We start from the raw sequence: 24,694 nt of genomic DNA on the forward strand, positions 1-24,694 counted from the left end.
CATTGTTGCCTGATCCGGCGCCATCGCGGGGCAAGCCCGCTCCCACGTGGGGTCTTCATCTTCTCTGCCAGATCCCTCTGCCCGACAACCGCTCCCGGTCATGCGGCAAGCCAAAGTCCTGCAACGGCCCCTTGGGCACGATCCCGTTCGGGTTGATGGTCTTGTGGCTCATGTAATAGTGCTTCTGGATATGTTCCATGTTCACCGTGCCCGCCACCCCCGGCCACTGGTACAGCTCGCGCAGCCAGTTGGACAGGTTCGGGTAGTCGCTCAGGCGACGCAGGTTGCACTTGAAGTGCCCGTGGTACACCGCATCGAAACGCACCAGCGTGGTGAACAGGCGCACATCGGCCTCGGTCAGGTACTCGCCGGCCAGGTAGCGCTGGTGGCCCAGCAGCCCTTCCAGATGATCCAGTTCGTTGAATACTTCGTCGAAGGCGGCCTCGTAGGCGTCTTGCGAGGTGGCGAAGCCGGCGCGGTACACGCCGTTGTTCACGGCCGGGTAGATACGCTCGTTGAGCGCATCGATGGTCGCCCGCAGCGGCTCGGGGTAGAGGTCCAGGGTATTGCCGGTCAACCCGTCGAAGGCGCTGTTGAAGATACGGATGATCTCGGCCGACTCGTTGTTGACGATGCGCTTCTCCTGCTTGTCCCACAGCACCGGCACGGTCACGCGCCCGGTGTAGTGCGGATCGTCCTGGGTGTAGCGCTGGTGCAGGTACTGCAGCGCATCCAGTTGATCGCCGCTGGAGCCTTGCGGCTGGTCGAAGGTCCAGCCATGCTCGCCCATCAGCCAACTGACCACCGAGACATCGATCAACGGCTCCAGGCCCTTGAGGGCACGGAAGATCAGGGTGCGGTGCGCCCACGGGCAGGCCAGCGACACGTACAGGTGATAGCGGCCGGCCTCGGCGGCGGGCAGCGGGTTGCGCCGCTGGGCGTTCTCGCGCTGGAAGGCGCCGTCCTTGCTGCTCTGGTACCACTGGTCATGCCAGTGGCCATCGATCAAAAGGCCCATCTCGGAGCTCCTCGAAACACAATCGTTTGTCGTTGGAGCTCAGTCTAGGGCAAAGCGTTCGAAGAAATAGCGCAAAGACTGCCCTATTCCTATCGACTTATTCGATGTCTATGCGGGCGGCCCAGTAGGCGCGGGCATTGCTGAACGCTTGCTCGCGCTTTTGGCCGAGCCCGCGCAGGGCCAGGGCCATGGTTGCGACCACGGCCAGTTCGCCGTAGCTGTCCTGCGCCTCGCCGCGCCACACCGCTAGCAGGTGCTCGGGCTGCAGGCTGGCCGGTTTCACATGGCGCTGGGCGCTGAGCGCCGGCCACTCTTCGTCCCAGGCCTCGCCGGCCGAGGTGCCGTACAGGTGGCTGATGACATCCGGGTTGACCTCGATCTCGCCACCGTCGCCCTTGATGACCACGGCATGATCGCCGAGCAGGCGGCTGGCTTCGCGGTGCACCGCCTGGTAACCGGGGTGGAAGATGCTCTGCAGGCCGCAGCGGGCGGCAAGCGGGTTGAGCACCCTGGCCAGCGAGTGGATGGGCGAGCGCAGGCCCAGGGTGTTGCGCAAGTCGATCATGCGTTGCAGCTGCGGCGCCCAGTCCTGCAAGGGAAAGAAGGCCAGTCGGTGGCGGTCCAGGGTCTGCTCCACGGCCGTCCAGTCACGGCTGAGCGGGATCTCCAGCAGGTCGAGCAATTGCTCGGTGTACAGTCGCCCGGCCGTATGGGCGCCACCACCGTGCATCAGGATGCGCACGCCATTGCCTGCCAGGCATTTGGCCGCCAGCAGGTACCAGGGCAGGTGGCGCTTCTTGCCGGCGTAGCTCGGCCAGTCCAGGTCAACGGCGATGCGCGGCGCCTGCAGGTGGGCGCGCAGGGCCTCGGTGAAGCCGGCCAACTCCTCGGCGCTTTCTTCCTTGTGCCGCAGCAGCATCAGGAAGGCGCCCAGCTGGGTGTCCTCGACCTTGCCTTCGAGCAGCAGGGTCATGGCGGTGCGGGCTTCCTCGCGGGTCAGGCCGCGGGCGCCGCGTTTGCCCTTGCCGAGGATGCGCACGAACTCGGCGAACGGGTGTTCGGCCGGGGTTTCCAGGGTCAGCGGGCGTGTGTCGTTCAGCTGTGGCTCGGTCATATGCAGTTGGTCGGCTTGGGCAGGCCCGCCAGCTTGGCGGCGAGTTTGGCGGGGGTGCCATTGAACAGGCGGTTCAGGTGCGGGCTGTTGCCTTTTTCCGCACCGAGCTTGAGCGCGGTGTACTTGATCAGCGGGCGGGTGGCTGGCGACAGCTGGTACTCCTGGTAGAACTGGCGCAGCAGCTCGAGGATTTCCCAGTGGTCCGCGGTCAGGGCGATGCTTTCGCGCGTGGCGAGGGCCTCGGCGACTTCGTGGGACCAGTCCTGCAGCTCGACCAGGAAGCCGTCCTTGTCCAGGGCGATGTGGCGATCGCCGACAGTCAGGGTACTCATAACCAGCTGTTGACCTTGTCGTGGTGCAGGGTGAGTTCGACGAAGGCGGCATAGTCCACGGCCTCGGCCAGCTGGCTGTCGAGGCCACGGGCCTGCAGGTCTTCGGCAAGAGCGAACAGCCGCCCGCCGAGGTTGGCGGCCTGCAGGATGGCGAACGGCTCGCTGCCGGCCTTGAGCGCGTAGGTGGCGTCGCCGCACAGCAGCAGCCCGTCTTGCGGGCCCAGCAGGCGCAGGCAGCTGGCCAGGCGCTCGTCGCCGAAGGGCGAGTGGGCGATTACATGCAGGGTCGTCATCAGAGCGTCACCACCTGGTCGAAACGGGCAATCAGCGCGGTCAGCGCACTATCGTCGAGCACCTCGACCGGCAGCGCCAGGGCGTCACCGTCCAGCCCCCGGCGGGCCAGGCTGTGGCCGCAGGCGAACAGCTCCTCGACCCCGAACATCGGCAGGGCCTGGAGGTTGGCGGTCAGGTTCTTCTGCTGCAGGGCGTCGGGTTGCTGCGCGGCGGCGAGCTGGAACACGCCGTCGTCGATGAACAGCATGCCCAGCGGCAGGTCGAAGGCGCCACCGGCCAGGGCGATGTCCAGCGCCTCGCGGGCGGACGGGCCGCTCCACGGCGCCTGGCGGCTAATGATCAACAAGGACTTGGCCATCTCAATCACCTCCGAAGCAGACCAGACGGTCGGCCAGTTGCGCGGCTTCGTGCAGTTGGCCCAGGCCGGACAGCTCCCACGGCATCGGCAGGTTCACCGCCGGGCGCTGGTAGCGATTGGCCTCGGTGTCATCGAGCACGCCCCGGCGCAGGGCCGCGGCGATGCACACCACGGCGTCCAGGCGGTGGTCGCTGACGAAGGCGCGCCACTGCGCAGCCACGTCCAGCTCGTCCTGGGGCGTGACGATATTGGCCGAGGCGCTGTGCACCCCATCCTGGTAGAAGAACAATCGGGCTATTTCATGCCCGCCGGCCAGCACCGCCTCGGCAAAGCGCAAGGCGCGGCGCGAGGAGGGCGCATGGGCCGGGGAAAAGACCGCGATGGCGAATTTCATGGAAGGCTCGTGCAAATGAATGCGGCCATGATAAAGCAAAAAGCCCGCGCTGGTGGGCGCGGGCTTTTTGCTCTGGCTGGCGCGGCTCAGGCCTGTTCCTTGCCCTCGGGCAGGAACCAGTTGAGCAGCAGGGCGCAGATGCCGCCGGTGGCGACGCCCGACTCCAGCACGTTGCGCAGCGCCGCCGGCATGTGCGAGAGGAACTCCGGCACCTGGGCCACGCCCAGGCCCAGCGACAGCGACACGGCGATGATCAGCAGGGCGCGGCGGTCGAGGCGGGTGCTGGCAAGAATGTTGATGCCCGAGGCCGCCACGGCGCCGAACATCACCATGGCCGCGCCACCGAGCACCGGCTCCGGCACTGCCTGGATTACCCCGGCGACGCTGGGGAACAGGCCCAGCAGGATCAGCATGGCGGCGATCCAGATACCGATATGGCGGCTGGCGATGCCGGTCAGCTGAATCACGCCGTTGTTCTGGGCGAAGATCGAGCTGGGGAAGGTGTTGAACAGCCCGGCCAGCAGCGAGTTGGCGCCGTTGACCAGCACTCCGCCCTTGATCCGTTGCATCCACACCGGGCCTTCCACCGGCTGGCGCGAGACCTTGCTGGTGGCGGTCACGTCACCGATGGCTTCCAGCGAGGTGACCAGGTAGATCACCAGCATCGGGATGAACAGCGACCAGGAGAAGCCCAGGCCGAAGTGCAGCGGCGTCGGCACCTGGAACAGCGCGGCCTGGTGCATGCCGGTGAAGTCCAGGCGGCCCAGGTAGCCGGCCAGGGCATAGCCCACGGCCAGGGCGATGACGATGGCGCAGCTGCGCATCCACACCACCGGAATACGGTTGAGGATGACGATGATCGCCAGTACCACGCCCGACAGCAGCAGGTTCTCGCCATCGGCGAAGGTGCCATTGGCCATGGCGCCGAAGCCGCCGCCCATGCTGATCAGGCCGACCTTGATCAGGGTCAGGCCGATCATCAGCACGACGATGCCGGTCACCAGCGGGGTGATCAGGCGCTTGACGAAGGGCAGGATGCGCGACACGCCCATTTCCACGAACGAGCCGGCGATGACCACGCCGAAGATCGCCGCCATCACGCTTTCTACCGGCGTGCCCTGCTTGACCATCAGCGCACCGCCGGCAATCAGCGGGCCGACGAAGTTGAAGCTGGTGCCCTGGACGATCAGCAGCCCGGCGCCGAACGGCCCGAAGCGCTTGCACTGGACGAAGGTGGCAATACCCGAGATCACCAGCGACATCGACACGATCAGGTTGGTGTCACGCGCCGACACGCCCAGCGCCTGGCAGATCAGCAGGCCCGGCGTGACGATCGGCACGATGATCGCCAGCAGGTGCTGCAATGCCGCCAGCAGGCCGATCAGTAGGCGAGGCTTGTCCTCGAGGCCAAGGACCAGTTCATTGGCAGGCGCCGCCGCGCCTGGGCCGTGTTCGTGTGAACTCATGGGAAAATGCCGCCCCGGAAGAAAAAAGGAGCGCATTCTACGGGCAGAAAGCCCATAGGGGTAGAGGCAAGCACGATGGCCGCACAATCGAAGGGGAATGGGGCAATAAGCTGACTTTTAAGTCAATCTTCGCTGGCTTTGCTACCGCTGTTCAGCAGGCACGAAAAAGCCCGCCGAAGCGGGCTTTTTGTGAGGCGCTGTCAACCGATTCGATCAGTCGTCGCGGCCCATGATGCCGAACAGCTGCAGCAGGCTGACGAACAGGTTGTAGATCGACACGTACAGGCTGATGGTGGCCATGATGTAGTTGCGCTCGCCGCCATGGATGATGGCGCTGGTCTGGAACAGGATGCAGACCGACGAGAACAGTACGAAGCCAGCGCTGATCGCCAGTTGCAGGCCGCTGATCTGGAAGAAGAAGCTGGCCACCACGGCACCCAGCAGGACGAAGAAGCCGGCGGTGATGAAGCCGCTGAGGAAGCTCATGTCCTTGCGGGTGATCAGCACGTAGGCCGACAGGCCGCCGAACACCAGGGCAGTCATGGCGAAGGCCGAGCTGACCACTTCGGCGCCACCGGCCATGCCCAGGTAGCGGTTGAGGATCGGGCCGAGGATGAAGCCCATGAAGCCGGTGAGGGCAAAGGTGGACACCAGGCCCCAGGCCGAATCACGCAGCTTGTTGGTGAGGAAGAACAGGCCGTAGAAGCCGATCAGCACCACGAAGATGTTCGGGTAGCCGACACGCATCTGCTGGGCGACGAAGGCCATGATGCCGCTGAAGGCGAGGGTAAGGGCCAGCAGGCTGTACGTGTTGCGCAGGACCTTGCTGACCTCCTGCTGCTCGACCTGCTGGCCGTGTTGGACGGCGTAATCCTGTTCGCGCATGGCGCACTCCTTTGGGGTGAGACCGCGGTCCGGGACCGACGGTAGTGGAACGTATGAGGCAGAGCATATCAGAGCTGTCGCAGGGCGCGACACAGAGAGTTTGACAGCTTGTTACATTACGGTATGATTGCCGCCGCAAAACAAGCTGGAAGCGTGGCCGAGTGGTTTAAGGCAACGGTCTTGAAAACCGTCGATGGGCAACTATCCTAGGGTTCTTATCTAAGGTTCCTTCCAGTTGCAGCTTGTTGTATCGCGTCATCGGAACAAACGGGGAATTGGCAGAGTGGTTGAATGCACCGGTCTTGAAAACCGGCGAACGTTAATCGCGTTTCCAGGGTTCGAATCCCTGGTTCCCCGCCGCGAATTCAGTAAAATCAAGGGTTTAGATGAAAATCTAGACCCTTTTTTTGTGCGTTTTGCTTTTGAAAAACGCCCATTTTTCTATCAAATCCGTGCCTGATCACCCTCCGCTTAAAGGTGCAATCATCCAGTTGCACGTTGTTGCGTTCTATTGCATCTTGCGCATGTCCTTTGACCTCTCGGATGCCATGGAGCCAGGGTATTGGTCGGTTATGTTGAGTGACTAAAACGCTCAGCGCTGGTCGACGTCCCCAACAAAAAGCAAGCGTGATTCGGCCCTATGCATTGCCTTGGTGAGGGAGGGGCGTGAGTTAAGGTCTACCCCTCAACCTTGAGATTGCACCAGCCTGAGGCGGTCGGAGCTGTCGCAGTCCGGCAGGATGCTTTCAGCTTTACCTCGCTGTGGGTTATGTCGCTCCTAGGAGGAGAGGCCAAAGGGTTGATCCAGTTTTGGCTGAAAGATCCCAGGCGAAATCCTGGAGAAGTCCAGCCTTCCCTCGAATCCGCTGCAAGTGGCTCACACTCGCCCAGCTGGCCTGCAGTGGTCTATTGAAAGGCTTGTGTCCGTTCGCAAAACCCTCCCAGCCGTCTAATCCACCCCAAAGGCCACCTTACCTGCGTGACTGGTACTCGTACTGGTGGCTGGCGTGGTTAATCCATCAGTCCCAATCAAATGAATTGCGTCAGGCTTCCTTTGTTGGCAAGCGATGCTAGGGGGATGCGTTGTCCCAATAACCGGTCAATCTCCATCACCTCACAGCTAAAGATTAATAATTATCATTATATGTTTAGGCAGCAGAATCCTGTTGCCTGCACGGCTATCTGCTCTCAGTCCCGTAGACAACGTTTTTATGCGGTTTCTGGAAAATGCGTATCCCTCCAGTATCCGTCCTTTCTCGTGATTAAAAAGCGGTAAAGAACGCGTATTAAAAACGATATACTTTTGGCATACCCTAAGTTGCAATTAAATAATTGCATCTTGTTGATTTGTGAAAATTCCTGTGGAAGGATGCGCCGAAATTCGGAGCGATACGGTGCCGAATTATCTCCATAGGTGATAATCAGTTTATGAAACACGTTGAGCTATATGAGACCGTGCGCAATGGAACTCCTACGTTTAGGATTCTCTCGCCGGACTCAATGTTGTGTGAGTTTTTTGATAGCTGGGCATATCAGCTGGCAAAAGCGAAAAAATGGTTGACCGTTAAGGCGTACTGCTATGCGGTTGCGGAAAAACTTAATTACATCCATCAAGTTGGTTTAAATAATGGTGGCCTGACGCCGTTGTTGCTTAATGAGGCACTGGATTGCTACGAAAGCTACTTGGTGTTTGGGGGTGATAGCGATTCTGAAATTGCACGGGATGCAGCAAGGGTTCTCGGGTCTCGTAATTTGAGCGGGTCTTCGGTTGCTGTGAGTTTGGCCGGCTGTAATAACTTCATTGCATCAAGCGAGGCGATGCGAGATGGATTGTTGCAAATGCAGGAGAGTGGATACATTACAGGTGTGGCACTTTCTATGTTGCCGCTTACTGTAGCGAAGTATGCCGATGCGCCTAGAAATATTAGCGCCGCTATTAAGGCGAATAGCTGGTTTGCAGGCTGTTTGGCCGGAGGTGCTAAAAAGATAAAAAGACAAAGGCTTGCGGCAACATCAAAGCCACAATTGATGGCGCGCACTGACGAATTCGGAGGTGACCAGACTGCGTTCCCTATCGACAAATGTGTCGAGTTGATCGAAAGCGCAGAGTGCTTGCGGGATAAAGTGCTTTGGTCTTTCCTAGCTGCAGCAGGGTGTCGAATTTCTGAAGCGCTGACCATCATCATGGATGATATTGTGGTGAACCCAGAAAGCCCACAGAACAATCGGGTTCACATTGTCGATCCCGACACTCGGCGAGAAATTCTGATCAAGTACATCCCTGAGGCAAAGCTGAACAAGCTTGAGCACAAAGGGCGAGACAAACCAGATACTTTCCTGATTGAACCGTTTGCATCCATTTTTTGGGCAAATCTTGGCCTTTATCATGAAGAAGAGATTGCAAAGGAAAAGGCGAGGCATAGACCTGTCGTCCATCCCTTTTTGTTCCGCAATATGCGCGACGGCGGAGCAATGCCGTCATCCTACCAGGCAGTGTGGGAGCGTTTTAATAAAGCAGCATTCAATTTGACGGGTACTAGCTACGGGTTTCACTCACTTCGTCATATGTATGCTTACTACTTGGTAAATCACTGCCCAAACCCGAGAGATCCAAATCGGTTTGGACTTGACTTGAAAATGGTACAGCTTTTGATGGGCCATAAGTCGATCAAGTCCACAGAGCGTTACGCCCGGAAGGATGCAAAGATGCTTGAGGCGACTTTTGCTGCTATGAACATGATTCGTATGTCGGCTTCAAATTTCAGTGTTGTAAAAGTACAGCTTCAGCACTTTGAAAATGAGGTTGAGCAAATCAAAAAGCATCTTGAAGGGGGCGCCCAGTGATGATCAACCTCAGTAAGAATAAGGCAGTCTGGTTGGTGCCTGAAGGCGAAGTGATCGCAGCGTTCAAGAAGGCAGTCTCTTTTGTTCGACAGATATATCGGAGATCTTTGGGAAGTAGGGGTGGTTCAACAGAGAAAATTGATAGTCTATTCAATAGTCATGGTCTTGATTTTAGTCATTGGGAGTTGGCTCATGTTGAACGGTTGCTTGAGTCGACATATCGTGGGTCAACTACCCGGATTGGGGATATTGATCGCTCATATCATGCGTTGCCGGAGAGTTATGATTCGTCATTGTCTCAATTCATTCGTATGGTCTTCGTCACCTTGTGGGCGCGCAAGGTTTTCATTGCTCCATTGTCTATGCAGACGATTAATCATCAGGTAGAAATTTTCGACGACCTATGCCGTAATCTTGATGTCGAGTGCCTTACTATCATTCGTGGTGTTCATCCTGATTCGGAAATCGAGAGCATTTTCAAACGTGGTGAGTTTAACGACGGAAGCAGTCGAGTAAGCTTTTGGTTGAGACTTTTGCTGAGTACCGACTTCTATACCGTTGATGACATTACTGAGGAAGGTTGTAAGGTGCTCTTTGATGGCGCTAATGGTTCGGGTACGTTGCCGCTTCGAAGATATTATGTAAATGATTTTTTGTTGACTATCACCCACCCCCGTCCATCTAGTAAAAAAATGGTAGAAGATATCATTAGCGGGTATCAGGTCGTTAAGCGAGAGAGTCGGTCTGAGAGGGTGTACAAAGGGCGCAGAATCGGGACGAAGAAAAAGCACATTAAAAGCCCTGCGCAACAGGCTCATGAGGCGGCGCTTGGAATGGCTCGCTCTCTGGCCAATGGTGAGCTTGAATTCAATTTCGAAGTGATGTTCAAGACACATTTTCCTACGCACCGTATCAAGGGGCTATTCAGCTTGGGTGAGGAAAATGATCGACTGCCTTTCATCGAGGAGTCGCATCCTAAAGTGAAGAATTTTGCCATTTATATAAATCAGGTGTTTGGCTCATTTATGAAGTCAAAGCGCCTGCAGCGCTCAAGTGGTTATGGGTTCTTGAGAAACCTATTTATGAGCTATCTCACGGCTTATTTGCCGAACTTTTACATGCGACGGGATGGCTCGCTTGAGAACTACCCGGGAACTCTCAATGAGTTTAACTGTAGCTTGTACTTTACTCATGAGTCGGTTTTTTTGGATGGTGTGATCAAGTTTGAAAGGGAGCCACCGAGGACTTTTTTGGGGTACATGGAAGAGTTCGCCAGTGCGCACGGTTGGGTTAACGAAACGCATTATGCGCGAGTGTTGGTGGTTGATCATTTTTGTCGGTACATTGAAAGTAATAAGCTTGTGCTGCCGGATGCGGATAAGTTCAAATGCAATTTTACTAATGCTTGCTATCCAGCTATTGAAAAGAAGTCGGGTACGAAAAAAAGGCCGATCCCAAGGCCTTATTTTGCAACATTCTTGAGTATGTTATACAGTCTAGAGTACCTGATGGATCACATCAATAAAATGCCATTCTATGAAGGTCAGCTTGAAGAAGATGTAAACTACGGTGTCCTGAATGGTCAGCTTTGCCAGCCCAGTCTGACAGACTTGTTGAACAGCCACGCCTGGGCTGGGCTTTTTTCAAAGGAAGTGCGGGGGTTTGGGGAGGTGAACCAATCACTGCTTAACTACACGCCAATTTTCTACCATGAGGGGAAAATTCATCGGTTTGAGGTGCTTCCTAGATTTTATAAAATTGTTGATTTTGAGTTTATGGGTAATGTGGTTCAACGCATTTCGCCAAACTCAGTTCGCTTGACCATCCTAATGTGTGAAACAGGGCTTCGCCAACAACACCTGATCTGGCTTAATAAAGAAAAGTATGACTGCGTGTTGGATAGGTACTGGAAAAGTCCGCTGGCGCCTCTTTTTGTTAGCTCGGATAAATCGCATGGGGAGTGGACGGCGATTGTTTCGCGCCATGTGATCGATGTTTTGGATCGACAAAGGGCCTGGTATGACTCCTGCAGCTCTGAGTCTTACAACGAGGATCTCTGGTATGGACTCACCAAAGGCTCAAAATTTGGTCAGTTCAAGCCGCTCTTCAGAGAAATGGGAGTTGGTGATAGCCAGTGGGCTAATTATCGACATTATCCTGTTTACCTACTGATGCTCCAACATTTCATCAGAGAGGTCATGCAAGACGATACTGGTGATGACATCGTGTTTCTGAAGGGGGAAGACGGTAAGCGTGACCCGGTTAAGGGCTATGATCATGCCTATCTGAGCACACTTTCTGCCGATAGCTTCACCAGTCCTCATACCCCGCACGGATTGAGGGCTGGGTTTGTGTCCGAAGCTATGCGTTTTCTGCCGCCATCGTTGATCGGGCAGTTCATGACAGGCCAGACTGAAGAGCTGGTTTGGTACTACACCTTGTTTGACGGCGAGAACATGCCAGATCATCAAAAGCTGCTGGCTGATTACATGTTGAAGAATATGGATAAGCTGAGCGGCGGCGAGGCTCCAGAGCTAGCAGAGGCTGCATTGCGGCTGAATGCAAGGCTGGGAGCAAGCATTCATAAAGACCCTGTGAAAGCTATTGATATGCATGGCCTGATTAGCTTGACGGGGGTCAGGGAAGGTCAGAGCGGCTTAGAGGTATTGCGTGCCAAGCGGTACACCAAGCTAGCCTATAACTTGTGCCATATCTGCCCGTTCGATAACCATTGCCCTGAAGAAGTGGTAAAACAACTCGGAGTAGGTCGACCTTGCGCGCTTTGTCCATACGCCATCCGTGGGGTAGACCATCTGCCAGCTATCTGCGCAGAGAAAGATAAATCTAAGGAGATTATGAAGGAAATCCTGGATAAATTACGCGAGTACCGGGCGCTGAAAGCTTCCGCACGCAATCCTCAGGTTCTTGAAAACCTGAACATGGAATATGATCATCATGCTAGAGAGGCGTATGCTCTCGAGGCGATTGAACAGCAGCTTTATCTCATGGCCAAACGCGGTGAATACAAAAGTTATTTTATTCCTGAGAAGGAGGGGGTCGTTGCGCACCTTGAGAGGGTTAATGTTTCGGGGGCTGAACACATTCTGAAGCGTTTAGTTGATGTCCAAAACTTCCCAGATGCGACAAGTGAGAGCCTGAACAAAAAATTTGCCTATATGCGTATGGCTATGCTGGTGCAGCAGGGTAAGTTTGATGAGCTTCTCCGCGTTGATCCAAGGCCGCCGTGCCATCAACTAACCTCTCAAATCTCCAGTATGATGACTGCCGGGGTGCTTGATGTGCGGGATGTGATTAAGATCGGCCATACAGTTGCTAAGCCGTCAGTGGAAGCTAAGCCTGTTCGTTTGATCGCTTCAACTCTGGGTGTTGCTGAAGTTGAAGACTGATGGCTGTGGCTTTGAACGCAAGACTGGACTGACCTGGTAACACGCTCGCCCCACTACTATATATTTCTGTAACGGGGCTCGCTATATCAGCATTATTTTGGTTGCCCGCAACAAATGTTGATGGGGCTGTAATTGTCACAGAGCTATCGCATGGGGCTCGATTTTATGCAGCGTAAAGACACTTTTCAGGAACACAGGAATTCGCATAGGGCAGCACGTATTGCCCATATTAATAGTGCTCTAAAGGTACTATCTAGAGCTAATTACAAGAACATTACCAGCCTTGCTAGGGGGGTGGCTGAGATTGTTACGGAATATGAGCTTAGCCAAAATCTTAGCTTGCCGGAGCATGATAGAGATAGTGAGTTAAGGCCAGTAAGTCACGTTACGCTGCTTAGGAACTCTGACTATCGAAAAATACTGGAGAAGACTCTTGAGTCGGAGGAGGTTTCAGCTCTACCGACATCGATTAGCTCTTCTGATTATGAGGCGTTGAAGATACGGAATGCAGGGCTTGAAGGGCAGATCGCTCAGCTGAAGCATACTATAATAAATCTAGACTCTGGTGGATTAATGGTGTCTGGTGATTCGGAGCAGTTTAAGGAAGAGATTGTCAAACTTAGCGACGACATAAGATTTTTGATGGCATTTATCGATGGTATGCAGAGCGAAGCTATGGATGTATTTGTAATTATTAAGCCGGGTGAGGAAAATTTTGAGTATAGTGAGGCTGGGTATCATGGGGTTATGAATATGGTCGCAACTTACGATGATCTTATACGTCTTGAAGTGCTGCGGCGGAAGTTCGATGTATAAAAATTAGGGTTTAATAAACTTTCCAACGATGGCGCCAAACACCGCCATTGCAACCGTCATCTTGCCAGCGTCCGCAATGCCGCTGGTGCACTGCGGGCACAGCTCATCGTCGTAGTATTCCCCACCCTTAGCGTAATTGTTGCACCCTGGGCTGCGGCAGACGTAGACGCCTTCACCGCAAGCCGTACAGGCACATTTGTCACGTCTGACCAGGTTCTCCTCCGTGACGGAAGGGGTGACCATCTCAGCGCAGAAAGGACAGATACCCTTCGACTTTGTGCTCATAATGCTTCCCTACAGAGGACGCACAGCGATTCGAGTGGAACGGCACTTAGGGCAGTAGTTAGGTGTGCCGAAGCCTGCGCGGCTCTTCCATTTGTTGCCACAGACGGGCTTTTTGGGATCCAGGCATTCAGCCCAGTAGACCTGATCTTTTTTCGCGATAGCCATGGAAACGTCTCCTGTTCGGTTTCTCTAATGTGTCTGAGCATAGGAAACGCATTGTGAGATGTACACTGACAAAATGATCACAAAAAACCTTATAGAGTCAAAAGCTTAGCAGGCTGTTTAAATGTACAGTAAAGTATCCTACTGATTTATATGGATAAATTTAGAGAGTTGTGTATTTGAGTTATGGCTTCAAAATGCCATTATGTGAAGTGGGTCACATTTTTCTGTCCTTGGCCAGTAACGCGGTAGCCGTCGGCCCACAGCACACGAGCAGGGCCCTAATTTTTTCCTCAGCCTCTCCTGCCCACTCCAGCTCCTCCCTGGCAGCACAGCTCGAATTTTGGAGCGGGCATTGAGGGCATGGATACCGCCTGCAAGCTGGAATTGCTCACCTGGATCACCGTCGGATTTGGTCACTGCCCACGACGTGGTGTTAAAATGCCACCAATCTTGGGTTGGAAGGGATTTCTCGCGTGAAGCTTGATTTAGGCTGGTGGAAAGAGCGCTGGGTATGGATCGCTATGATCTTGCTCATTGTGGTGTTGGGCTACGTCCTGTTTTCTACCTACGCTGAAAAGCTGCCTTACGTATCAAACAATCATTCTGCGTGGGCGAGTTTTGGTTCCTTGCTCGCTGGCTTTTTCACACTCACGAGTACCCTTGCCACTGTCGCCACTCTCTTGTTCCTGGCCCGTCAGAACAAGGGGATGCAGAAGGTTACTCAGGCCCAGCTCGAGGCGATGACGTTCGACCGATATATCAGTCATCGAAAGCTCTTCATTGAGTTGCTTAATGAGCAAGAGGAGAGCCTGCAGAGGAGCTTTAGATTCCGCGACCCTACGCTCCTGTACAATGCTGTGTTCCCAAGTAATTCGCTACATAACTGTGATCTTATTATTAATCCAGAGTTTGATGAAAATGGCGACGGTACTAATCACCTAGGAAAGGTTTCAGCTAAGCTAGAGCGAGTAAAGAAAGCCTTGGCTAATTCAACTGCCAACGAATCGGAGCATCTAGCGTTTGTTCTTGATCTTATTAGCCTGCGGCAAGATTTGCTCATGATCGAACAGTGTCGCGACTCGCGTGAAGGGGATATTATATTCCACGGTAGGGCTCAGGGTATCAATGTCTTCATGCTCGATAGCTTTGTTCGAGATGCGGTAAAGCTGGCCAATATAATTTTCACATTCACCAAAAGCCCTATGGTCGATGAGGCGGGATTCCTCGGCTGTTCCTTGGATCTGAAGGCCTGGATTGTGAGTGAATTTTACACTCCACGGAGGCAAGCTGAGTTAACTGTCTTCAGTAGTAATTCTCTCCTTCCCGATTTAGTATGGATAAGGCGCTCTCTTTCGGAGGTTCTAGAGGTTGATGAAGCGTTTGTCAGTGCTAAGCGGCGGCTAGATAAGGTCTTTTCTACGATTCAAAGCGTGGAGCGGTTGAGGGATAAGTCTGTTCTCAAGAGACTCGTTGAGGAATGTATTACTGATGTCAGGTCGAAGTTTGACAAGATGAGTGGTGGCGAGCATTTCAAGCTTATAGGTGAGATTTCATCGCGTCTTCATCGGATAAAAAATAATTTTGACTTAAATTAAGGCTATTTCAAAAGGAGTTGCGTATGACTACGCTTGTGGATCAAGGTGATACGAATTTCGGCTATCTGCCATTGAAGACGCTAGGGTTGGCGTTTGCTGCAGCTCTATTTTTTAGAGTCATTGGGGTGGGGAGTGAGTTTCTGGCGAGTAATGCGTCATGGCCTAATGTTGCAATGGCCATAATGATGACCTCTGTACTGCTGGTTATATACTTTTTTACTTCCGTGCATCCTTATGATGATAGTGCCCTCCTGCAGGGGGCGCGCAAAGTCCTCGTTGAGTACATTAAGTTTAGCTTCGAGCTAGGGTTTTTTGCAGTTGGCTTTATCATGGTGGTCGAGTTCGGGGATCCGGGTTACTGGATATCTCTGGCGTTTTGGTTTCCCGCCTACCTGCTTATATTTGTTCTGTTTAATCATGTGTTGTTGCTGGTGCATGGTGGGTCGGGCTCTACTGTGCGCCTGGCAAATTGGGTGGACAAGAAGATGGGGTGGGAAACGAACATCACAATTGTAGGTAATCGCAGTGCATGTATGCTCCTAGGAGCATTTTTTGCGATTGTGATCGGCGCTTTGTTTATCTATATCTGACACCATTAAAGATCATCACATATGGCCGGAGTGTTCCGGCCATTCAATCACCCACCTAGCAGCAATCGGATAACATGCCTCGGTAGCGACGGCCATGACAAGTGCTTTGCTCCAGCTTTCCTTGCACCCCAAATCGTCAAGACTTCTTCCAGTAATCCCTGACACTCGTCAACGCCAGGCCAAGCTGTTCAGCCACCTGCTGCTGCTTCATGCCAGCGGCTTTGAGGGCCAAGACAGCTGCTTCGTTGTCAGCGTTGAGTGGCTTGCCGCGCTTCCGCTTGATGAGATTCCCGCCATCGTCGAATTGTTCGGCGAGGGCCTTCATCCCTCCCTCTGCTTCAAACGCAGCGACGTGAGTCAGTGCCCGGCCCACTACTGTGAGAGCTGGCTCACCCTGTTTTTGGGCTATCGACATCGCGAGCATGGCGATCGGGTCGACGCCCAGGCTGTCCGCAATCTGCTCGAGCTGCTCAATGGTGATGCTTGTCTTGGCGTTCTCGAGTGCGCTGATTTTCGTGCGATCTGTAGCCTCTGAAAGATCGGCGTACCGAGCGCCCCGGACGAGACGAAAAGCACGTAGTACCCCCGCGAATGCGATCCTGAGCTGCATAGTCCATCCAAAAATCAGGATATAGCCACAGCTTCGCTTTGCGGATAAACGGTAAATCACTGTATTATCCGTTTTGTGTGGATGGCCTTGGACGGCACATCGTGGAGAGAGGCAAGTGGTCGGATGCCACAAGAGTTCTCTCAAGCTCCCCCTGCGAGGTGAGGAATTGGACAACGCAGATATCGAGCTCTTCAGCGAGCCTTCAGAGCCCCGCGAGGGCGCCCATGCTGAGGAGGGACAGTTGATCGAGCTGGTCGCCCATCGCTATCCAGGGAAAGCGTACTGTCTCGTCCGGGATTGGACGTTGTTCCGTGCGGAGCTCACTGAAGCTGAGCTAGCGAAGGTGGCGGCTGCTGGCAACATCCCCTTGTTTCTCCTTGCTCACAATGTGCGGGCGGATAGCGCTGGCCGCTTTCAGCCTGGCAGTTGGGTGCGGTCGAGCATCGGGGTTGCGCTCGTGGACGGGTATTTTTTTGAGACTCGAAACACCGTGTATGTGCTCGTCGGGAAAGGGGCTGAGCAGAAGGCCTCGCTCAAGACGATTTTTTCATTTTATTGACGTTGACGAGCCTAGGCTCGCGGTTGAGTTATCCTACTGATGTTTAGAACCAGCACCACTGACCTTGCAGGTGTTCCAGGTATGTTCGGTGACGGACTTGCTCATTGGCATGGCGTGTCGAGAGCGCTTTCGACGCATTGGTATCACGTAAGCGTGAAGCGTTGGATTGAGGGTAGGTTCGTGCGAGGCGAAGAGATGCTCAACGACGAGCCACGGCTGCACGAGATGCTCCAGGCCCAGGATGATCAGTTCATCGTTGAAGATGTCCAGGTCGTTACACCGGCGCGGCTTAACGGCGGTGAGCATTGGCGGATGGAACGGTTAGCCTCTCTCGCACTCGGGTATGACAAGAATGACTGCCCTGTGTGCTTGCTCGAAGTAGAGAGCGGGAGCGTTTACAACGACTCATGTGATACCGACTTCGATCCAGCCAACCTGAGTAAAGTCAGGGAGCTGTACCGAGCGTCGGCTTAGTTTGTCTCTGACTCCTACCAAATACATAGCCTGAGCGAGGAGTTTTTCTTTGGCAGTCTCAAATGTCTACGCCGTTGACCTTCACAGCCGGCGGTACACAGATTTCGATCTCTTGCGCATAGGTCGTGCCGCTGGCCAGGGCTATGCACAACCTGTGACCGCGTTTCTGGTAAATGTCCAGATCATCGCCTGCAGCGCTGTGGGTGTGGTCTTCGGGCATGTCCGTGCAGCAAATCCGATCGGACGATTTGCTGATGGGCACTACCTACGCACATCCGACATCCAGAGCGTTCAGAAAGAAGGCCGCTTTTGGGTCGTTACTACGCTGAATTCACGGTATGTCCTAGCGTCGTTTCGCAGGGATGGCGGCCGGGCTGGATTGCGCGATTTTTTGAAGTTGGGGTCGAAGGGGTTCTTTATTAGCCCTGGCCGCTTGCACTAAAAAATAGTTTTTTGAAATAAGCGGCTTCCTGGTGAAGCTGCTGACGCTCTCCCTTTGCCTGAAAACGGGTGATGGAAGATTTTATGACAGGAGTTAGTCATAGTGATTGCTGATTACATCAAGGTCTCTGGAAAGCTTGAAGATATTCGAGTCTTTGAGCACAGGGAGGGTAGTGTTCAAGTAATAATGAAGATTGATGGTGTTCTGGTGCCGAATACCGTCATTCCAATTCAGCTGTACGAAGAAATCGAAGCTGGTAAGCACTATGATTTTTATTGTGTCTACAAAAAGTCAAGGAACAAACTCAAGAACACGGGTGCGATGTATGGCTTCAGGGAGGAGGGTGGACGGATTCGCACTTTGACGAAGCTCCGCTTGGCGACACCGATTTATATGCTGTTTTACGGAGCTATCTGGTTCGCGGCGGCATACGTAGCAGTGTTTATTCTTGCTCTTCTACCAGTTCTCGCAGATCACCCTAGGACGGGAGCTATGCCTGTATTGCACAGCTATTCAATGCTTGGTGGTGCAGTGCCCGCATTGTACTTTGTCTGGAGCATTATCAATTTCTGGCGCAAGTCTGGGAATCTTGAGGCATGGCCTAGCGTCGCACCAAGCGTCGTGATCGAGCGTTTCAGTAAGCTCCACAAGTAAGCGATCTTGCCTGAGAGCTACAGCTTGGGCGTGCCGCTGCGCGGCCAGGCTGTCGTGAATCGAGCCCGCATTACGGTCTCGACCCTGTCGGGCTTCCATCCTTTCACGTCTTCGGCCTTCCTGGCCTGCGCGCTCCGCTTGCGTAAGTGAGCTGGTTGCAGGCCTGGGTAGGAGGTATGAACCTCAGTTTTGTAGGTGGCCTTTTTCCGAGTTGTTGGTGTAGCCATTTTCTAAGCTTGCCTCAACTAGCCGGGAAAATAAAAAAGCCCGCAATTTTGCGGGCTTAAATTTGGTGTTAGAAGAATAAATTAACGTTTCCAGGCTCGCTCAAATCTTAGTATTGTATCAACGGTCTCTATGGCATCTTTTAGCATTTTCTCATCGGTCGGTGCATGTCCCATTACATGACCTCCATGCTCGCCAGGCGCTTTTGGAGTTGTATCTGGACTCTGGTTGTGGGCGGTCTGCCAAGCCGCATAACATTCATCAATCCAACCATGCAGCTGGTAGAAGACCTTATTTCGATGGGCTGTAGACGGGCTACCCATGCTGAAGTCCCTAGCCAAACCATTCCCTTCCTCTATATAGCTAACCGCACCATGTGCCAAATCATGCAATCCAGCCCCAAATTCTTGATTGTCATCTGGGCACGGCTCCATGAAAGCCCCGAGTTCGTCAAGGGAGCCTGATTTTATCAATTTATCAATTTCTTTACTTCCCGCGTTGACGTGTCCTGCAGATACATTAAAGTTTTTCTCTATGAAATTCGCTACATCATCGGGTATTGAAGTCCATGGCTGGTAACTGATTTTCACGTCAGGAAACTGTTCGAGGAGCCACTTATATTCACGCATCATATCCCGGTGGAAAGTGAGGAATTCTGCACCTGCTCCTGGTTCATCGCGAAATTTTAATGTCGGAAACATTTGCCTAGCAGCTTTCCAGGCAGCTCTGGCGGAAGCGTTTGGCATTTCACTTTCTCGCACCCGTGCGAGGTGCCAGTATGGATGGTGCCCGTCAAATAGTTTTTTGACTGCAGAAAGAAGTGGCTCAGGAAGTTCCATGGTATGCACCTGTCGTTAGAGTTGGCATTTCGGAATGCGGCGGGCCTTGAGCAACTGGCTTGAAACCAGCTGTATAGAAACGCTGCATTCGAGAGAACGATAGACCCAAATCGCCATCATCATGAGGCGCCACTGGAAGCTCTAGCCAAGTCGCCACATTCCGTAGCGCCTGCCCTGACATAGCCCTTCGCAAACAGGAGTCAAGTTCACGCGCAGCTCCGTCTTGCTAGTGAATCCAGCGTTTTTCTGGATAAGCGGTACGGTATCGCTGTACTCTTGCAGCCAGCCAACAACCAACAGGATTCACAAAATGTCGCGCCTTGCCGAGTACCGTCGCCTGGAACAGCAGCTCGCAGCTCAGCTCGCAGAGCTGGAAGCCTTAAAGGAAGACAACGGCCTCAAAGAGGAGATGGAGTTTGAAAGCAAGCTGCGTACTCTCCTGGGCGAATACGGTTTCAGTCTGCGAGATGTCATCAACATTCTCGACCCGCAAGCCAGCAGCCGTCTGGGCGCGGTAGTGGAGCCTGTTAGCACTCGCAAGCCTCGCGAAGTTAAGACGTACAAGAACCCACATACGGGTGAAGTGATTCAGACTAAGGGCGGTAACCACACCGTTCTCAAGTCGTGGAAGAATGAGTACGGCGCAGAAACTGTAGAGACCTGGCGTCAATAAGCTCCTCAGAGGCCTCCTTCGGGAGGCCTTTTCATTTGTCGGCGAATCCTTCGCTGAGGCAGGCTCTAAGCGTGATACGGGCTGCTAGCCTGCATCGACTACTGATGATGACGGCTCCTTTCGGTGGTGGCTTGCGGTTGTCCTGGGCATGGCTGCTAGCTGTTCTCTAGCCGTCAGCCTCTTGGCATCATCGCCATGGCTCACCACTTCCCACCAAAGCTTGATGTCACCAAGCTTTTTGACAACGCTCTGACTGTGATCCAGCTCGGGATCAAGTTGACTTCGCTATGATGGCAATTATCTGGCCTGTGGTTTGGCTGCAAGGATCGAATGCCGTATGACTACTCCAAAATACGACCTCCACCTCTTGGGTTGGCACAGCTTTCAGCAGTTGTGCATGGCAGTGGCTTCCACCGTGTTGGGGCAGACGGTGGAGACGTTTCTTGAGGGGAACGACGGGGGGCGCGACGGAGGATTCAAAGGTAGGTGGTCGCCTCAGCCAAATGAGTTCTATGAAGGTGAATACGTCATCCAGTGCAAGTTCACATCACGCCGTGAGCACAATCTTTCGCTGTCCGATGTGGCAGCAGAGCTCACCAAGGTGCGCCGCCTTGTCGCTCAGGGAGTGTGTGACGTCTATGTCCTCATGACCAATGCTGATTGGACTGGGGAAAGTCATCTCAAAATCAAGCAGGCATTTGAAAGCGAGGGTGCAAAGCACGTTCTCTTGCTGGGCTCGACGTGGATATGCGAAAAAATCCAACTGAACAGTAGCCTCCGCATGAATGTGCCTCGGCTCTATGGTCTGGGCGACCTCAGTCAGATCCTGGATGAGAGACGATACAAGCAGACAAAGGCGCTGCTGACTGAGCTGCCCGATCTGGCAAAGCTGGTAGTGACCGGTACCTATCGAAAAGCCCTTCAGGCTCTGCAGCAGCATGGCTTTGTGCTCTTGGTTGGGGAGCCCGCTGCTGGCAAAACGACGATCGCCTCGCTTATGGCCATGTGTGCGATGGACAAGTGGGAAAGTCTTGTTTTGAAGCTGGAGAGGCCTGAGCAAATACGAGATCACTGGAATACCGAGGAAACATCCCAGCTCATATGGGTTGATGACGCCTTCGGGGCGATGCAGTACGAAGCTGACCTGGTGATGGAGTGGAACCGAATACTCCCGGCGCTCTCGACGATGATTCGAGCTGGCCATCGAGTAGTCCTGACTAGCCGTGATTACATCTACAAAAACGCACGACGCGACCTCAAGAGAACGGCGTTTCCTTTGATAGAGGAGAGCCAGGTGGTCATTGACGTCAAGGAGCTGACCTCCCGGGAAAAGTCAGAGATCCTCTACAACCACATAAAGCTAGGGAACCAATCTCAGCGAGTTCGGACAGCCTTGAAGGAGTTCCTTCCTGCGGTGGCGGCGCACAGCCGGTTCGCTCCCGAGACAGCTCGGCGCTTGGGCAGTGTTGAGTTCACCAAGAGCCTCAAGATCGGCCAGAAAGGTATCGACGAGTTTGTCGCTAAGCAGGAACGATGGCTCGTCGAAACGATGCAGGGTATGGATGACGAAAGCCAAGCTGCATTAGCTGTGCTTTACATGAAGCACGGCGCTCTTGAAAGCCCGGTCAATCTCTCTGTGGATGAGAACCATGCAGTTGGGAGGCTAGGTAGTAGCCAAGCCGGTTGCATACGGGCTCTAGAAAGCCTCCGGGGAAGCTTTGTACAGCTAGCAGATACAGCCGAGGGACGCTTCTGGAAGTACAAGCATCCTACGATTGGAGATGCGTTTGCGTTGATACTTGCCCAGAGTCCAGATCATCTGCAAATTTTTGTGAATGGCACACCCATTGAGCGATTGATGGAACTGGTGACGTGCGGCGACACAGGCGTTCAGAACGCTACGATTTTGCCCTCAAGCATGTTTGCAGTGATCGCGAAACGATGCTGTGAATACGTCACATGTGAGGCTGATGTGGAGCGTGCGAGGCGGGGAAGGCTGTACTCGTTCCTGCTGCGTAGGGCTGACGACGTTTTTCTACGCACCTATTCGAAGCTTGACGGAAAGCTTCACTCCGGTTTGGTTCGTGACTTCGCGAGAAACCTGTTCACGAATTCGTCTGACCTGGCTCTTCGTCTGCTTCGGCAAGGTCTTTTGCCGAAGTCAGCCAGGGATGCAATCTCGATCAAGATCCACGATTTTGTATTTGATGATGATGAGCTAGGGTACATCCACGACCAAGAGATGCACGAGTTCCTTAATGACGAGGAGCGGGAGAATTTCTACAACGATGTACAGAAGTATGTGTTGACTGATTTAGACAGGATTCGCAAGTCTCAGCAGGAGTCATACAGTTATGAGAACGATCCTGACTACCACCTCTCTGAATTCATCGAGGAGCTAGAGGGGATCCAAGCGGCTTTCCCTGAGTGGCCTGGTGTGGAAGATGTGGTCGATACCCAAAGGCGTCGAGTTGACGATTGGGTGAGTGAGGTATCCCAGGAAAGGGGAGACGAGCCTGCGGTCGGCCGAAGCGATTTCATGCGCCCATCTGCACAGAATGGCGGAAGGAATATCTTTGACGATGTAGATTTATAGGCGAAGGGAACGGGGCTAAGGCGTTGCCAGAATTGTCTGATCGCGAGCTGGAGAAGCGAGTAGAGAATGCACAGATCGACATCAAGTCATGGGCGGAGAGAAATGACCTCTGGTACGACAGTGGATTCACATCCTATGCCGAACGCGTAGATGGTGAGCCCGGAGAAGAGGCTGTGGTCTTCATCCTATACAGCAGCGGAGATCTCGCCCGGTTGCTGGATGAGGATCTCGATCCCCGGTTGCGGGCAGAGCTTGACCAGATATGCGAATCGCATGGTTTCTGGTTCGATAACAATGACGGTTGCTCCTACTACTTCTTCGCAACGACGGAAGAAATGCAGGCCGCATACGATCAATACTTCCATTGGAAATGGGTCTGTAGCCTGATCGTCGAAGATTTCAGCGATATCTATGCTGAGCTCTACCAGTATTTCCAAGCTCGTCCCGAGCGCTTGTACAACCTCACCCCCCGGGAGTTCGAGATTCTGCTCTACCGTGTGTTCCAAGCCCAGGGCTATGAATCACAGGTAGGGCCTGGAGTAGGAGACGGCGGTGTCGACGTTCGGTTGCTTCAGCGGGGCCCTCTCGGCGACACGCTGACATACGTGCAGGCGAAGCGGTATTCACCCAGGCATCCTATCCGGCTCGATGCTGTTCAGGCATTGCGTGGCGTGGTCGCGAACGACGGAGTCAGTCACGGCATTTTCGTGACGACATCCAGGTACCTCCCTAGTGCTCATAAGTTCGCGCGGGCTTCAAATGGCGTGCTTGAACTCAAGGATTCAGGTGACGTTGCCGAGTGGTGTAATCAGGCCCAGCAAGGAATCGTCCAGGATAAGTCGACGTTGGTTTCCGACTCGCATGTGCTGTCTTTGTTGCGACGCGTCCAGGCCGGAGAGAAGGCATTGGTAACCCATGCCCATACTGGCTACAGCACCATCACCAATTCGTTCGCACTGGTTCTCAAGGAAACCAAGCAGGCCGCATTGCTCATGTGCTTACCTAGGCGGAACCTGTTCCAAGACGCTCATGGCTTGGAAGGGCATGAGATACCTGTGCTTGATCATCAGATACTGGCGATGAGGCGGATAGAAACTGTATTCCGTGCCAAACGCTCTGTGGATGATCAGGGGAGGGTGAGCTATTGGGACGGCAAGAATCTGTATTCCGCTTGGGATCAACAGCCTTGCCGCTTCAGTCACTTGGATTGACTACGAATGATCGGCTTCCTAGGAGCGGTTCAAAGCCCGCCTGGCTTTCCATTGGTCAGTGATGATTGTGGCCAGGAGTGAACCAAAGACGCCGATGATGAAATCGTAGAAGTAGTTCAAGAAGGTCTCCATGGCGTTGGTGGCGCTAGCAGCCTTTTTGAAGCGGTTGATCTTTTGGTCTGTGAAAGACTTTAGCTTGAGCACCTCTTCGTATGCGAGTTGAGTCCGCGCTGTTCCGGTGGATTTCTATTGAGGCTTGATCTTCATTTACCGCCATGGTGGCCAAATGGTACTGTCAGTCTGTTGTCGCCTTTCGCGACTCGCCGGCATAGGAGAAGCCAGCTTGGGAGCATCAGCAAATGTGCCCGGAACATCGCCATTCCTTTCGAGGTTCGCCACACCAAGGACAGGGGAAGATAAGATTCCCGGCTACTACTCCTCTGAGCTCAACATGTGGGCGGTCGACTCGCCGGCAGGAGTAGTGCCGATCATTGCAGATGGGGCTCTGAATGAGCTCATGACCAAGACCAAGGTCAACGCAGAACAAGATGACGAGGCGTGCTGGCAGGTTGAACTCCTGACCAAGACCTACCAAAAGGTCGAGAGCGACGATGACGACCCTTCTCCCTATCGTGGTCAGTCCTCCGTTGAGCTGCGTGACTTTGATTCCAGCAATCAGCTGCTGCAGTTGGTGACCAAGACAGATGCAAACACCGAGCGCGATGATCGGTGCGAGGCCAATCATATTCTCGAGCTGATCACCAAGACCAATGTCGAGTTGGAGCGTGACGACAATGGCGATCCAACATTCGGGCTCGACACTCGCTACTACTCAGACTGATCTGGAC

The 24,694-nt window shown here is 53.9% G+C and carries 23 protein-coding genes and 1 tRNA gene; 14 read left to right on the plus strand and 10 right to left on the minus strand.

Features of this window, described 5'->3' with window-relative positions:
• Positions 1 to 55: 55 nt before the first annotated feature.
• From K5H97_RS10280 to K5H97_RS10315, 8 genes are all read right to left on the minus strand, one after another.
• The gene (locus tag K5H97_RS10280; protein WP_028692380.1) at positions 56 to 1,018 is read right to left on the minus strand and encodes a glutathione S-transferase family protein; all 963 of its coding nucleotides are present in this window, start codon (positions 1,016 to 1,018) and stop codon (positions 56 to 58) included.
• A gap of 97 nt (positions 1,019 to 1,115) precedes the next feature.
• Positions 1,116 to 2,099: a glycosyl transferase family protein gene (locus K5H97_RS10285; protein WP_162175274.1), complete on the minus strand. Its 984-nt coding sequence runs from the start codon at positions 2,097 to 2,099 to the stop codon at positions 1,116 to 1,118.
• Between the two features lie 29 nt (positions 2,100 to 2,128).
• Entirely contained in the window at positions 2,129 to 2,464 is a 336-nt protein-coding gene (locus K5H97_RS10290) for a TusE/DsrC/DsvC family sulfur relay protein (RefSeq protein ID WP_028692378.1), read from the minus strand.
• Positions 2,461 to 2,757, minus strand: a complete 297-nt coding sequence (gene tusB / locus K5H97_RS10295) for a sulfurtransferase complex subunit TusB (RefSeq protein ID WP_028692377.1) — start codon at positions 2,755 to 2,757, stop codon at positions 2,461 to 2,463. The genes K5H97_RS10290 and tusB overlap by 4 nt, the downstream gene beginning before the upstream one ends.
• Positions 2,757 to 3,116: a sulfurtransferase complex subunit TusC gene (tusC, locus tag K5H97_RS10300; protein ID WP_028692376.1), complete on the minus strand. Its 360-nt coding sequence runs from the start codon at positions 3,114 to 3,116 to the stop codon at positions 2,757 to 2,759. Before tusC ends, tusB begins: the two co-directional genes overlap by 1 nt.
• Position 3,117: 1 nt before the next feature.
• On the minus strand, positions 3,118 to 3,510 hold the full coding sequence (gene tusD, locus K5H97_RS10305; protein WP_028692375.1) for a sulfurtransferase complex subunit TusD: 393 nt from the start codon (positions 3,508 to 3,510) through the stop codon (positions 3,118 to 3,120).
• An 86-nt stretch (positions 3,511 to 3,596) separates the two neighbouring features.
• Positions 3,597 to 4,976 carry a nucleobase:cation symporter-2 family protein gene (locus tag K5H97_RS10310; protein ID WP_028692374.1) on the minus strand — a complete coding sequence of 460 codons (1,380 nt, stop codon included), beginning with the start codon at positions 4,974 to 4,976 and terminating at the stop codon, positions 3,597 to 3,599.
• A gap of 213 nt (positions 4,977 to 5,189) precedes the next feature.
• Complete coding sequence (locus tag K5H97_RS10315; protein WP_028692373.1) at positions 5,190 to 5,861, minus strand: Bax inhibitor-1/YccA family protein; 672 nt, start codon at positions 5,859 to 5,861, stop codon at positions 5,190 to 5,192.
• A 269-nt stretch (positions 5,862 to 6,130) separates the two neighbouring features.
• Here K5H97_RS10315 and K5H97_RS10320 point away from each other — a divergent pair.
• The 6 genes from K5H97_RS10320 to K5H97_RS10345 all read left to right on the plus strand — a co-directional run bounded on the left by K5H97_RS10320 (position 6,131) and on the right by K5H97_RS10345 (position 15,563).
• Positions 6,131 to 6,218 (plus strand) — tRNA-Ser (locus K5H97_RS10320).
• A gap of 1,071 nt (positions 6,219 to 7,289) precedes the next feature.
• Positions 7,290 to 8,705 (plus strand): tyrosine-type recombinase/integrase, encoded by a 1,416-nt coding sequence (locus K5H97_RS10325; protein ID WP_028692372.1) that lies wholly within the window; start codon positions 7,290 to 7,292, stop codon positions 8,703 to 8,705.
• A complete protein-coding gene (locus K5H97_RS10330; protein WP_155952723.1) occupies positions 8,705 to 12,112 on the plus strand; it encodes a hypothetical protein in 3,408 nt (1,135 codons plus the stop codon). Before K5H97_RS10325 ends, K5H97_RS10330 begins: the two co-directional genes overlap by 1 nt.
• 150 nt (positions 12,113 to 12,262) lie before the next feature.
• Positions 12,263 to 12,928: a hypothetical protein gene (locus K5H97_RS10335; protein WP_028692370.1), complete on the plus strand. Its 666-nt coding sequence runs from the start codon at positions 12,263 to 12,265 to the stop codon at positions 12,926 to 12,928.
• A 923-nt stretch (positions 12,929 to 13,851) separates the two neighbouring features.
• Positions 13,852 to 14,973: a hypothetical protein gene (locus tag K5H97_RS10340; protein ID WP_155741798.1), complete on the plus strand. Its 1,122-nt coding sequence runs from the start codon at positions 13,852 to 13,854 to the stop codon at positions 14,971 to 14,973.
• A gap of 23 nt (positions 14,974 to 14,996) precedes the next feature.
• Positions 14,997 to 15,563, plus strand: a complete 567-nt coding sequence (locus tag K5H97_RS10345) for a hypothetical protein (RefSeq protein WP_028692367.1) — start codon at positions 14,997 to 14,999, stop codon at positions 15,561 to 15,563.
• Between the two features lie 136 nt (positions 15,564 to 15,699).
• Here K5H97_RS10345 and K5H97_RS10350 read toward each other — a convergent pair whose 3' ends face one another.
• Positions 15,700 to 16,173: a helix-turn-helix domain-containing protein gene (locus K5H97_RS10350; RefSeq protein WP_028692366.1), complete on the minus strand. Its 474-nt coding sequence runs from the start codon at positions 16,171 to 16,173 to the stop codon at positions 15,700 to 15,702.
• 166 nt (positions 16,174 to 16,339) lie between these two features.
• Here K5H97_RS10350 and K5H97_RS10355 point away from each other — a divergent pair, with 166 nt between their 5' ends.
• The 4 genes from K5H97_RS10355 (at position 16,340) to K5H97_RS10365 (ending at position 18,302) form a co-directional block, all read left to right on the plus strand.
• Positions 16,340 to 16,732: a DUF6957 family protein gene (locus tag K5H97_RS10355; RefSeq protein WP_036986723.1), complete on the plus strand. Its 393-nt coding sequence runs from the start codon at positions 16,340 to 16,342 to the stop codon at positions 16,730 to 16,732.
• 39 nt (positions 16,733 to 16,771) lie between these two features.
• Positions 16,772 to 17,206 (plus strand): hypothetical protein, encoded by a 435-nt coding sequence (locus K5H97_RS10360; RefSeq protein WP_028692364.1) that lies wholly within the window; start codon positions 16,772 to 16,774, stop codon positions 17,204 to 17,206.
• A 49-nt stretch (positions 17,207 to 17,255) separates the two neighbouring features.
• Positions 17,256 to 17,648, plus strand: a complete 393-nt coding sequence (locus K5H97_RS29575; protein WP_081273217.1) for a hypothetical protein — start codon at positions 17,256 to 17,258, stop codon at positions 17,646 to 17,648.
• A 102-nt stretch (positions 17,649 to 17,750) separates the two neighbouring features.
• Complete coding sequence (locus K5H97_RS10365) at positions 17,751 to 18,302, plus strand: hypothetical protein (RefSeq protein WP_028692363.1); 552 nt, start codon at positions 17,751 to 17,753, stop codon at positions 18,300 to 18,302.
• A gap of 308 nt (positions 18,303 to 18,610) precedes the next feature.
• On the opposite strand, the gene K5H97_RS10370 is transcribed toward K5H97_RS10365, so the two are convergent.
• A complete protein-coding gene (locus K5H97_RS10370) occupies positions 18,611 to 19,366 on the minus strand; it encodes a hypothetical protein (protein ID WP_155741796.1) in 756 nt (251 codons plus the stop codon).
• Positions 19,367 to 19,676: 310 nt separating this feature from the next.
• On the opposite strand from K5H97_RS10370, the gene K5H97_RS10375 reads away from it, so the two are divergent.
• The 4 genes from K5H97_RS10375 (at position 19,677) to K5H97_RS10390 (ending at position 24,687) form a co-directional block, all read left to right on the plus strand.
• A complete protein-coding gene (locus K5H97_RS10375; protein WP_028692361.1) occupies positions 19,677 to 20,039 on the plus strand; it encodes a histone-like nucleoid-structuring protein, MvaT/MvaU family in 363 nt (120 codons plus the stop codon).
• 337 nt (positions 20,040 to 20,376) lie between these two features.
• Complete coding sequence (locus K5H97_RS10380; protein WP_028692360.1) at positions 20,377 to 22,635, plus strand: nSTAND3 domain-containing NTPase; 2,259 nt, start codon at positions 20,377 to 20,379, stop codon at positions 22,633 to 22,635.
• A 32-nt stretch (positions 22,636 to 22,667) separates the two neighbouring features.
• On the plus strand, positions 22,668 to 23,846 hold the full coding sequence (locus K5H97_RS10385; RefSeq protein ID WP_051555745.1) for a restriction endonuclease: 1,179 nt from the start codon (positions 22,668 to 22,670) through the stop codon (positions 23,844 to 23,846).
• 517 nt (positions 23,847 to 24,363) lie between these two features.
• Positions 24,364 to 24,687 carry a hypothetical protein gene (locus K5H97_RS10390; protein WP_081273221.1) on the plus strand — a complete coding sequence of 108 codons (324 nt, stop codon included), beginning with the start codon at positions 24,364 to 24,366 and terminating at the stop codon, positions 24,685 to 24,687.
• Positions 24,688 to 24,694: the final 7 nt, after the last annotated feature.

The sequence above is a fragment of the Pseudomonas mosselii genome (genome assembly GCF_019823065.1).
GTDB classification, from domain to species: Bacteria; Pseudomonadota; Gammaproteobacteria; order Pseudomonadales; family Pseudomonadaceae; genus Aquipseudomonas; species Aquipseudomonas mosselii.